Origin of the sequence: Dubosiella newyorkensis, assembly GCF_001945605.1 — a bacterium.
Lineage (GTDB): Bacteria > Bacillota_I > Bacilli_A > Erysipelotrichales > Erysipelotrichaceae > Dubosiella > Dubosiella newyorkensis.
Genome location: NZ_MPKA01000113.1, coordinates 55,737 through 66,359, shown reverse-complemented (window position 1 = coordinate 66,359; position 10,623 = coordinate 55,737). Strand labels below are relative to the sequence as shown.

At 40.9% G+C, this 10,623-nt stretch carries 13 protein-coding genes; 3 read left to right on the top strand and 10 right to left on the bottom strand.

Translation table 11 applies throughout. The features are described from left to right. Window positions 1–342: 342 nt before the first annotated feature. The 7 genes from BO225_RS11070 to BO225_RS11040 form a co-directional block, all read right to left on the bottom strand. Window positions 343–1,155 carry a hypothetical protein gene (locus BO225_RS11070; RefSeq protein WP_076342278.1) on the bottom strand — a complete coding sequence of 271 codons (813 nt, stop codon included), beginning with the start codon at window positions 1,153–1,155 and terminating at the stop codon, window positions 343–345. Beyond that, window positions 1,155–1,847: an ABC transporter ATP-binding protein gene (locus tag BO225_RS11065; RefSeq protein ID WP_076342277.1), complete on the bottom strand. Its 693-nt coding sequence runs from the start codon at window positions 1,845–1,847 to the stop codon at window positions 1,155–1,157. The genes BO225_RS11070 and BO225_RS11065 overlap by 1 nt, the downstream gene beginning before the upstream one ends. A 9-nt stretch (window positions 1,848–1,856) precedes the next feature. Further along, the gene (locus tag BO225_RS11060) at window positions 1,857–2,198 is read right to left on the bottom strand and encodes a GntR family transcriptional regulator (RefSeq protein WP_076342276.1); all 342 of its coding nucleotides are present in this window, start codon (window positions 2,196–2,198) and stop codon (window positions 1,857–1,859) included. A 58-nt stretch (window positions 2,199–2,256) separates the two neighbouring features. Next, the gene (locus tag BO225_RS11055; protein WP_076342275.1) at window positions 2,257–3,114 is read right to left on the bottom strand and encodes a PfkB family carbohydrate kinase; all 858 of its coding nucleotides are present in this window, start codon (window positions 3,112–3,114) and stop codon (window positions 2,257–2,259) included. Beyond that, window positions 3,098–4,078 carry an A/G-specific adenine glycosylase gene (gene mutY, locus BO225_RS11050; protein ID WP_158023840.1) on the bottom strand — a complete coding sequence of 327 codons (981 nt, stop codon included), beginning with the start codon at window positions 4,076–4,078 and terminating at the stop codon, window positions 3,098–3,100. Before mutY ends, BO225_RS11055 begins: the two co-directional genes overlap by 17 nt. Continuing rightward, the gene (locus BO225_RS11045; protein WP_076342273.1) at window positions 4,068–4,349 is read right to left on the bottom strand and encodes a hypothetical protein; all 282 of its coding nucleotides are present in this window, start codon (window positions 4,347–4,349) and stop codon (window positions 4,068–4,070) included. Before BO225_RS11045 ends, mutY begins: the two co-directional genes overlap by 11 nt. A 61-nt stretch (window positions 4,350–4,410) precedes the next feature. After that, the gene (locus tag BO225_RS11040) at window positions 4,411–5,634 is read right to left on the bottom strand and encodes an NAD(P)-dependent oxidoreductase (RefSeq protein WP_198936138.1); all 1,224 of its coding nucleotides are present in this window, start codon (window positions 5,632–5,634) and stop codon (window positions 4,411–4,413) included. 174 nt (window positions 5,635–5,808) lie between these two features. On the opposite strand from BO225_RS11040, the gene BO225_RS11035 reads away from it, so the two are divergent. After that, window positions 5,809–6,321 carry a flavin reductase gene (locus BO225_RS11035; protein ID WP_076342271.1) on the top strand — a complete coding sequence of 171 codons (513 nt, stop codon included), beginning with the start codon at window positions 5,809–5,811 and terminating at the stop codon, window positions 6,319–6,321. 22 nt (window positions 6,322–6,343) lie between these two features. On the opposite strand, the gene hxlB is transcribed toward BO225_RS11035, so the two are convergent. The 3 genes from hxlB to BO225_RS11020 form a co-directional block, all read right to left on the bottom strand. Further along, complete coding sequence (gene hxlB / locus BO225_RS11030) at window positions 6,344–6,904, bottom strand: 6-phospho-3-hexuloisomerase (protein WP_076342270.1); 561 nt, start codon at window positions 6,902–6,904, stop codon at window positions 6,344–6,346. Between the two features lie 12 nt (window positions 6,905–6,916). After that, complete coding sequence (gene hxlA, locus BO225_RS11025) at window positions 6,917–7,546, bottom strand: 3-hexulose-6-phosphate synthase (protein WP_076342269.1); 630 nt, start codon at window positions 7,544–7,546, stop codon at window positions 6,917–6,919. 108 nt (window positions 7,547–7,654) lie between these two features. Next, window positions 7,655–8,620: a type I phosphomannose isomerase catalytic subunit gene (locus BO225_RS11020; protein WP_076342268.1), complete on the bottom strand. Its 966-nt coding sequence runs from the start codon at window positions 8,618–8,620 to the stop codon at window positions 7,655–7,657. Between the two features lie 148 nt (window positions 8,621–8,768). On the opposite strand from BO225_RS11020, the gene BO225_RS11015 reads away from it, so the two are divergent. Continuing rightward, window positions 8,769–9,557 carry a Cof-type HAD-IIB family hydrolase gene (locus BO225_RS11015; RefSeq protein ID WP_076342267.1) on the top strand — a complete coding sequence of 263 codons (789 nt, stop codon included), beginning with the start codon at window positions 8,769–8,771 and terminating at the stop codon, window positions 9,555–9,557. Then, a complete protein-coding gene (locus BO225_RS11010) occupies window positions 9,554–10,333 on the top strand; it encodes a nitrilase-related carbon-nitrogen hydrolase (protein ID WP_076342266.1) in 780 nt (259 codons plus the stop codon). Before BO225_RS11015 ends, BO225_RS11010 begins: the two co-directional genes overlap by 4 nt. The last annotated feature ends 290 nt before the right edge of the window (window positions 10,334–10,623 follow it).

Here is a 10,623-nt window from a genome sequence, read left to right as displayed (position 1 = left end):
GTGCAAATATTATTCGCTGCCTCTCAATAATTATTTTTTAACGAAGGGGCAAATAAAAAAGGTGCTGGGATATCGGTTTACACCGCTTCCTTAGCACCATTTTTGAAAATCATCTCTTAAAGTCAGGTTTAATGGGTTTTTTCAACACCATAATTTACTCCTAATTAAAAATTTAAGTTAGTTTATAAGGATATATAATAAGAAGATCCAACAACCATCCGCATTGAATTTCAAAAAAAAAGGCTATTTAAAAAATAGCCTCAAAAATCCTAAGATTTTTCCGCGCAAAAATATCCACTAAACTCGATAAGATGAGTCTCTGCATGCTTCCGCACCTCTTTATCATTTCAATTCGACGCCTCGCTTTAACACCTTTTGATCCATCCAGAATTGAAAAAGATTGATAATAAGGTAAGCCCCGATGCCAAGAACGAACACATTTTTAACAAATGTGATTTGCATTTTGATCGATTCTAAATCATTTAAACGATCATCGAACATCATTGAATATACTTGCGGATCGATCAAACCATAGACAAGCAAGATCCCCGTTAAAATAAGGTTCCATAAAAAGTAAATTCCAATCCCGATCAAAATACTTTTTAAAAATGAATTCTTTTCAGAGGAATACCCGATCACGATTCCTGTATAGCCTGCGTTCATAACGAATGCCATTTCTAAATAAAAAACGAAAAAAGTAAGGATCAAAAATAAGATTGGACTTTCAAAATCAAATGCGACCCCTAATTCATTCAAAAACGTATCGATCAACGCTTGCAGCGAACCATGATAAAGTCCAATCCATAGACAAAAAGCCAAAACACAAAGCGATACAAAGAGCGAAAGCATCCCTGTCAGCCACGTTGAAGTAAAGATCGTCGACGTCTTGACTGGTAGCGTATTCGTCAAATATCCTTCGTCCTGAAACATATAACGAATTAAATATGCCCATGCCAATAAGATCGGGATCAAGACTAAGCCGAACAATAAAACGCTCAATACTATCATCAACACAGACTGGATGACCGAAAAGAAGCTGCCATCCTGCATAGAAACGATTCGCATCAAAACAGCAACAGCAACCGTCAATAAAATATAAAGGCCCAACACTTTAACGTTTCGTTTAACGTCATATTTCAATAATTTCGCCAACATTAGAAAGTCCTCCGGAAATACGTGTCGATCGAACAACCTTGCTCTGTTCTCAAACGATCCGCCTCCTCATAACCTCGGATCACTCCTTGATCAACAAAAATAACATCATCAAGGATCCGTTCCACATCAAAGATCAAATGCGTAGAGATCAAGATCGAAGCATCTTCTGAAAAATTCGTCAAAATCGTATCGAGAATATAATCCCGAGTCGATGGATCGACCCCTCCTAATGGCTCATCTAAAATATATAATTTCGCATTACGGGACATCACTAAGATCAACTGAAGCTTTTCCTGCATTCCCTTCGACATAGAAGAGATCTTCATATGGAGATCAAGACCTAAATCCTGAATGAGCCGCTTCGCTTTTTCTAAATTAAAATCCGGGTAAAAATCTTGAAAAAAGGTTAAGATTTGCTGCACAGATTGGGAACGATCTAAATACGTTCTTTCCGGTAAATAAGAGATCAAACGCTTCGTTTCTACTCCTGGCTCATAACCGCTGACTTTGATTGTTCCTGCGTCTTTTCTCAAAAGACCATTGATCAGTTTGATCAATGTCGACTTACCGCTCCCATTTTTTCCTAGCAGTCCAATGATCTTTCCAGTTGGGATCGTCAAGCACACATCCTTCAAAGCGACTTTGTTTCCATACGATTTTGACAAATGATCCACTTGAACAAGTATTTCCATATTTTTCCCTCATTTCAAATAAGAAAGTGCTTCTTGTTTGCTTAGACCAATCTCTTGAAGATCCTGCAAACAAGTATCCACGATCTTTTGCGCGTATTCATTTCGAACCGCATCGATCAAAGATACGTCTTTGCTCACGAATTTCCCATTCGTCCTCTCTGTATAGATCAATCCTTTTTTTTGAAGTTCTTGTAAAGCTTTTTGAATCGTATTTGGATTGACTTGGTAGATCGAGGCAAATTCGCGTACAGAAGGAAGCTTTTGACCTGAAATATATTGTCCAGTCAAGATCGATCGTTCTATGACTTGTACCAGCTGGAGATAAATTGGACGATCATTTCTAAATTCCATGTTTTGTTTCCTTTCACTGTATCATTGACCTAATACAATAATACAATAACTCTCTTTCCTAATCAAGAAGTCCACTAACTTTTCGCGCCGCTTTTTCATTAGCAGCCTTCAGCATTTGCTCGATCGAAAAATCATTCTGCAAACCATACAAACACATTCCCGCATGGGTATCTCCTGCTCCGATTGTATTATATACTTCAGCTTTCTTGGCCGGCATGAAATGCAAGACACCATCATATCCATAAGCGCCCTCTTTACCTGCCGTTATGATGATCAAATTATTAGTTAAAGCATACAATTGAGAGAGCGACTCCTCAAAATCATCCATCACATCAAAAAGCTGTATCCGATTTCCAAGCAAATAGAACTCATTTAAATTCATATGCAAAATAGGAGATAAAGCCAAGATCTTTTCTAGACAAGCCACATATTCAACGCGCGAGGAACAAGCAAAAAAAGGCGTGATTTCAGGATGTTCTTGCAAATAAGTGACAATACATTCGTTTTGCGCTTCCTCCATCGTGATCCCATCAAAATAAAGCACATCACATGTAGGCATTTCCGCCAGCATATCCGATGTATACTTATATTCCGCGCCATGATAGGCTAAAAAAGAGCGTTCGCCATCTCTTTCCACGATACAATAACAAACACCATTTTCTTCCGCGACGTCTTTGATACGATAAGAACTCTTGACCAAATCCAAATGCTTCCGCACAAAATCCGCATAGATCCCTTGTCCACATGGAACATACAAAAGCCCTGAACCAAGCGAGTTTGCGACATGAAACGCGCAGCCACCAATCTTGATTTCTTGTTTTCTCAAATTTTGATCGCTCTCTCGAGCGGGTAACGCTTCTACATACAAGATCACATCGGTCGTCATCGATCCGAGCACATTAATTCTTTTCTTCATCAAAGATGACCTCCTTTAGACGCTCATAAAAAGGTTTGAATGCCGAAGGAAGCGCAATCTCGTTCTCGATTTCATCCATCGCGTAAAACCCGCTATCCTCTTTGTTTGTATAAACAAGATTCGCCTGCATTTCCCATTCTACATGCGAAAAAATATGCGTATATTCTCCTAACGAAACGACGCTTTCATAATGAGCGGGAAGCTTTTCATCAAACTCATACATATTGGCCAATAGACCTGTCGCCTTTCTCTTATTGAGATGAACTCTTCCATCATGCACCCAAACATACAAAACCTTCTTTTCCTTTTTTCGCTTCTTTTTTTCCGGTTTGATCGGCAAAGAAGCGGGATCCGATGCTTGACAAAACTCTCGAATAGGACAAGCTGAGCATTTTGGGACTTTCGGGATACAAATCAAAGCGCCAAGTTCCATGATCGCTTGATTGTATTGATCGATTGGCTGCACTAGCGATCTGTCAACAAGCGACTCGATCTTACGTCGGGTTTTGATCGAAGTCACATCCTCTTGAATATCGTATAACCTCGAAAAGACACGGATCACATTCCCATCTATCGCGCTAACTTTTTCCTTATAAGCGATCGATGCGATCGCTCCCGCGGTATATTCGCCGATCCCTGGCAATGTCTTTAATTCCGCTTTCGTTTTTGGAAGTTCGCCATGAAAACGTTTCATACACTCGATCGCGCATTTTTTCAAGTTTCGGCATCGACTATAATAGCCTAGCCCTTGCCACGCTTTATGGAGCGCTTCATCATCCGCATTGGCCAAAGCGGTCAGATTTGGAAACAAAATCAAAAAACGCTCAAAGTAAGGCAGCATCGCTTCGATCCTCGTCTGTTGAGCCATGATCTCAGAGATCCAGATCTTATAGGCGTCTTGATCCTTTCGAAATGCGAGATCGCGATGATTTTTGGCATACCATTCTAACAATTCATTCTGCATAGTCTTCATACACTCGATTATAATCCGGAATATCGCTTTCGATAAACCACTTTCCTTCTCGTTCTAAAAATAATGCGCGTCTATGCCCATTGATCAAGCAATCATAACGAAGACCGCACCCTCCCGCTTTTGAAAATGTCTTTTTGACTGAAATGATCCGATCCACTTTATACCTCTCTCCATCCCAAAAGACATACAATGGGCGAGGAATTCGATGCCGCTCTAAATAAACAATAATATCGATATAGTATTTTTGGATGTTTTGATTCATATTTTCATTATATATCTGTATTTCCGGAAAGTAAAATGCGGTCAAAAACCGTGACCGCATTTTAAAAAGATTCTTTTTTTTCTAGATACGCGTCGATCGCCAGAACGACTTTTTTCGCGTTCGCGACAGCCTCTACGACCGTCCTTCCTCCATATACGACATCTCCAGCGCCAAAAATACCATCCACAGAAGTCGCGCCTTCCTCATCCACTTGAAGAAGTCCTTTTTCTGTTCCTTTTAGACCTGGTGTCGTATTGATCAGCTTCGATTTAGGTCCTTGGCTAGCAGCGATGATCGTAAAATCGGCTGGCTCGAACACTTCTTCTTCATAGATCGAAGCGATCTGACCATTCTCATCTAACTGCACCCGCTTAAACATCGGTCCTTCTTTCGTGATCCTAGAGATCTGCATTTGCGTTTTGAATTCAGCCCCCTCGAGTTTCGCGAGCTCGATTTCTTTTGGATCCGCGTTGGATTGTTCCCGTCTTGCATACAATGTCACATACCCCACGCCTCGATGAAGAGCTGTTCTTGCTACATCGATCGCTGTGTTTCCCGTACCGATGATCGCCAAACGATTTTTGATCTCAAACGATTCAGGACTCGATAAATAATGGATCCCATAGCAAACATTCGGCAAAGCTTCGCCAGGAACATTGAGTTTAGAGGCGCGCCATAAACCACTCGCGATCAAGACCGCATCAAACCCATCTCGCTTTAGATCCGAAATCGAGATCGAGCTTCCGATCGCAGTGTGCAGTCGAAGATGGATCCCAGCGTCTTTCATTTTCTTTTCATATCGATCCAAAATGCTTTTAGGAAGCCGGAATTCAGGAATTCCATATCGAAGCATCCCGCCAATTTGACTTTGAGCTTCATAAATCGTCACTTCATGGCCGAGTTTTCTTAGTTCGAAAGCCGCTCCCATGCCAGCTGGTCCTGAACCAATGATCGCAACTTGCTTGCCTGTCGGCTCTTTCGTTTTTAAAACGACACGCTCTAAATAAGTGTCTGAAATGAAATGTTCAATGCTTCCCCACTCTACAGGATTTGAGCGAATCCCGAGCACGCAATGCCCTTCACATTGTTTTGCATGATCGCATACGATCGAACAGATCAAAGAAAGCGGATTGTTGTCGAAGAGCATTTGAGCAGCTTCCTGCAACTTCCCTGATTTGAAGAGTGCGATCGCTTGCGGGATCGGCGTAGAAATAGGACACCCCGATTTGCAACGCGGAATTTTGCACTGAAGGCAGCGATTGGATTCATCTTGTATATGCAACATAATTATTTTAACTCCTTATATCTGTCTTATTGATAGATGGAATTATTATAACGGCCAAAGAAAACGTTTTCAAAAAAGTGATTTGGTTCACAAACAATTCTATTTTATATAAGGGCCGTTGCAAAAAAAACAAACAATTTCTATAATCAAAATAACAATATTTAGGAGGATATCATGCACGAAATTGATCCAAAACAAATCTCGCTTTCTCCCTCGACTTTATTCGCGAACGACTGGCTGCTTCTTAGTGCTGGCACCAAAGAAAAGGGATGGAATACGATGACGATCAGCTGGGGACATCTTGGCGCGATTTGGGGGAACCAAGGCGGAATGCCGACAGCAATCGTATATGTGCGTCCCCAACGCTATACCAAACATTTTATGGATACCAACGAGTACTTTACACTTTGTTCTTTTTCCAATCAATACAAAAAAGATCTCGCGTACTTAGGCTCGCATTCTGGAAAAGAGGAAGATAAAATCGCTCATACATCTCTTCATCCTCTCTTCGAAAAGGAAGGTGTCGTTTTTGAAGAAGCTTCTTTGATCTTAGTATGCAAAAAGCTATATGCCGCCCCTATTGTGGAAGAAGGATTTATCGATAAAAAGATCATTCAAGAAAATTATCCAGACAAAGATTTCCATACGATGTATATTGGAGAGATCGTAAAAGCCTACGTGCAATAAAAAAAGATCATTTGATCTTTTTTTATTCCATATTCGCATGTCTTCCAAACATTGTATCGGAATTCATTCCTTTTCTTTCCATGAGCATCATAATCACGATATCCATATAAATTCCTTCGGTCTGTTCAAAAAGCGAACCCATTGGCTGGATGCTGTGGATTCTTCCTTCATGGGCGCTTTTTGGACTTGGCGCGCTGATCTCGATCACCACATCGGCAAGTTTGGCGATCGTGCTGTTTGGATCGATCGTGATCAAAGCGATCTTCGCTCCCACAGACTTTGCTTTTTGAGCATGATTGACTAGGCTTTTTGTCTCTCCTGATCCGCTGCAGATCACTAAAAGACCTCCTTCATCGATATTAGGCGTGCACGTCTCTCCAACTACATAGCTATTCAAGCCCATGTGCATCAACCGCATCGCAAATCCTTTGATTTCAAAGCCGCTTCTGCCAGCTCCCGCGCAGAAGATCTCTTTGGCCCCAAGTAACAGATCGACAAAAGCACTCGTATCGTTCACAGAAACGGATAGCAGCGTCTTTTTTAATTCCTGTAAAACTTCATTGGCATATTCTTGGTATTCCATCTTAAACTCCTTCTAGATCATTCTTTCTTTCATCGCTTTGGCCATATTGCTTGGATCTTCGGCATTGCAGATCGCTCCACCCACTACGATGATTTCCGCGCCTTCTTGAACGATCGCATCCAAAGTTTGCAGCTTAACTCCTCCAGCTACGGCGCTTTTTGCGTTCTTGATCACTTGGTTGACGATCTTCAAATCTTCCAAAGGATCTTGTTGACCCGTTTCTTGAATATCAAAAGCAGTATGAACACAAATATAATCGACTCCCATTTGATCGACTTCTTCGCTTCGTTTCGCTAAGTCTTTTACGCCAATCATATCCACCATCACTTGCTTTCCATACTTTTTTGCGGCTTTTACGACACCTTCGATCGTTTCATCATAGCTGACTCCTAATACAGTCACGATGTCGGCTCCTCTTTTAAAGCATCCTTCCGCCTCGTATTCGCCAGCATCCATGATTTTCGTATCCGCCAATACAAGAATGTCTGGAAACCGCTTTTTTAAAGCCTGTACCGGAACCATGCCTTCTTTTAAAATAAATGGCGTTCCCACTTCGGCAATATCAATGGAATTTCCTGCCTTTTCCAGCAATTCTTCACATTTTTCTAGCGTAAGCGTATCTAATGCTGCTTGTAGTTTCATAACCCTCTCCTTTATATGATATATAGTCATATCATAATCTTCTTTTCTAAAAAAATCGACAAAAAAAACTGTCAACCATATCCGATAGGCCAACAGTTTTTATAGGTTTTATACTTCACATGTATAAATATATTGACATTTACCGCTGATCTTCACAAGACCGCTTCCTGCATCCGCAAAGATCGAATCCCCTTTCATCGCTTCGATCACTGTGCCATTATTTTCGATCGTGCAGCTTCCTTCTACAACGATGATAGAACCAAATGATTTTTCATTCACATCGATCTCGATTGTTCCATCCAAACTTGTTTCAAATGTCGTAAAGTTTTCACAAGTTGCCAGCATTTGCGTTTCCGCATCCTTTGTGATGAACCGCGGACCACATGCTTTGAAATCCGAATCGATCGGGTTCAAGTTCGATACATCGATCGCCTTGTCGATATGAAGTTCTCTAGGCTTTCCATCTTTTCCAACACGTCCAAAATCATAAACGCGATACGTCGTGTTCGAATTTTGCTGGATCTCGCAAATTTGAATACCGCCACCGATCGCATGAAGCGTGCCGGCTTTGATAAAGAATACATCGCCTTTGTGGACCGGCACTTCCTTCAACACTTCTAAAAGCGTGTTGTTTTCGATACGCTCTCTAAATTCTTCTTTAGAAATTGGCTGATTGACACCAAAATACAAAGTCGATCCTGGATCACAATCCAAAATATACCACATTTCCGTCTTTCCATATTCGCCTTCGACACGAAGTGCGTATTCATTATCTGGGTGCACTTGGATCGATAATGGTTGTAAGGCATCGATGAATTTGATCAAGATTGGGAATCGATCGAAGCGTTCACAATTCGTTCCTAGTATTTCTCTTCCTTTTCGCTCTAAATATTGCGTAAACGTCAAGCCGGCATCTTCACCACTCACAACTGTGCTAGGTCCATCTTTGTGGACGGATAATTCCCAGCTTTCAGCTAGAGGATCCATATCCGTGACTTTACCATATTTTTCCTTCAGTTTCGTTCCGCCCCAAAGATAATCTTTAAACGCAGGGGCCAATTTAATGATCGACATTTACATCATCCCTCTTTTCTATAATCTCATTATAATCCTAAGAGGTTTTATTTGTCTATACATAACAACAAAATCACATATACATTTATTCCTTTCCTTTTCTATCTTGCCTATTTAGTCTTTCATTGATTTCTGCTAGGATTGAATCATGAAAGAACAAAATTCGATCAAAGCCGCCTTCTTTGATATCGACGGCACCCTATATGATCATCAAGCCCATCAAATTCCTGATAAGCATCAAAGAATGCTTGAGCTGCTTCATCAAAAAGGCATCAAAGTCTGCCTATGCACAGGACGCGCGCTTCCTCTTCTTGAAAATTTAAAGATCCTCTCCCTCTTTCCTTGGGACGGAATCGTCGCAGGGAATGGCTCATATGTGTATGATCAAGATCTTCATCCTCTTTTTGAAGACCCGATTTCAAAAAAGAGCGCGGATGCGATCTTCAAGCTAGCTTCAAAAGAAAACATCGGTATCTTTGCGGCCGGCAATTGTGCTTTGATCACCCAAGAAGATCCAATCACGCTTGAGTTGCTCCATAAAGTTTCTTGCGTCAATATCCCATGCCGCGCACCGAAAAAAGAAGACGCTTTTTGTATTATTTCTTTATGTGTCGAAGACACGCAAGCCAAACGTCGCGATTATGAGTCCATTCCAAATGTGCAAGTCCTTTATAATTTGTTGTCGGTCGACATTATGAAAAAAGGACTCAGCAAATATCATGGTATTCGTCTTTTAATGCGACATTTTGGTTTCGATCCGAGGGCCTATATGGCTTTTGGAGACGCGCTCAACGATCTAGAAATGCTCCAACACGCTTCTTTAGCAGGCGCCATGGAAGATGGCGATCCCCGGATCTTAGCCAAGATCTCCAACCATGTCCCTAGCGTCAAGGTAGGGGGCATTTATGATTTTTTAAAAGAAAGGGGGATCTTATGAAGATCACGATGATCCAATTTCACACGCAAGCTTCGATTCGAAAAAACATCCAACATCTTCAAGACATAGAAGTCAATGACACGAATGTGATCGTGTTGCCTGAATTGTTCGCGACCTATTTCGAGAATGGAATGATCGCTCAAAGCGAAAACTATGCCCAAGACCTTTATGATAGATTATCGTGTTTAGCGAAAAAGAACCATGTCTATGTAGTCGGTGGAACTATCGCTTCGAAGCATAAAAATATGTGCTTCATCTTCGATCCACAAGGAAAAGAAATCGCTGCCTATGCGAAAATGCATCTTTTACATGTACGAGCGAAAAAGGAATACAAAGAAAGCGACGTATTCGAACTTGGAAACTCGTTTTGTACCTTTGATTTGAATGGGATCCGTTGCGGGATCGTGATTTGTTATGATATACGATTCCCAGAGCTGACACGGATCTTAGCTCAAAAAGGGATCCGGATCCTCTTTGTGCCTGCCGCCTTCAACGATCAAGTAGGACCCCTTCATTGGGAAGCGCTTTTAAAGGCTCGTGCGATCGAAAACGAGATCTTCGTTGTCGGCGTTTCTCCTTATTATCGAGCGAAGAATTGTAACATGTATGGACACTCTATGATCATCGACCCCTTCGGAAGATGTATATATGAAATGAAGAATGAACAAGAAATCGCATCTGTTTCTATAGATCCTAACTATGTCGATACAATTCGAGAACGAATGCCTTTATGGGAACAGCGGCGAAACGACCTTTATGAAATTATCCAGAAATAGCAGAGCTCTATTTCTTTTTTTATTTTCTTTTCCTCCTATAGCAAAAATTTACTTACAATAAAAGCGATTTGATCAGAAATTAATTTCAATTTGTAAGGGTTTACATTTCGTTTATTCTCCACATTTCTCCTATTTATGAAAGTACATTCTATTTTTATAAATTATTTTGAAAGCGATTTCTTTTCGTGTATACTCACAACTGTAATCAGAAAAGAGCGAATTGATGAGCACAAAAGATATGGATGTCCTAAAAAGCCGTCAGCGATCCGTTCCTTACCAGACTCTTGCGG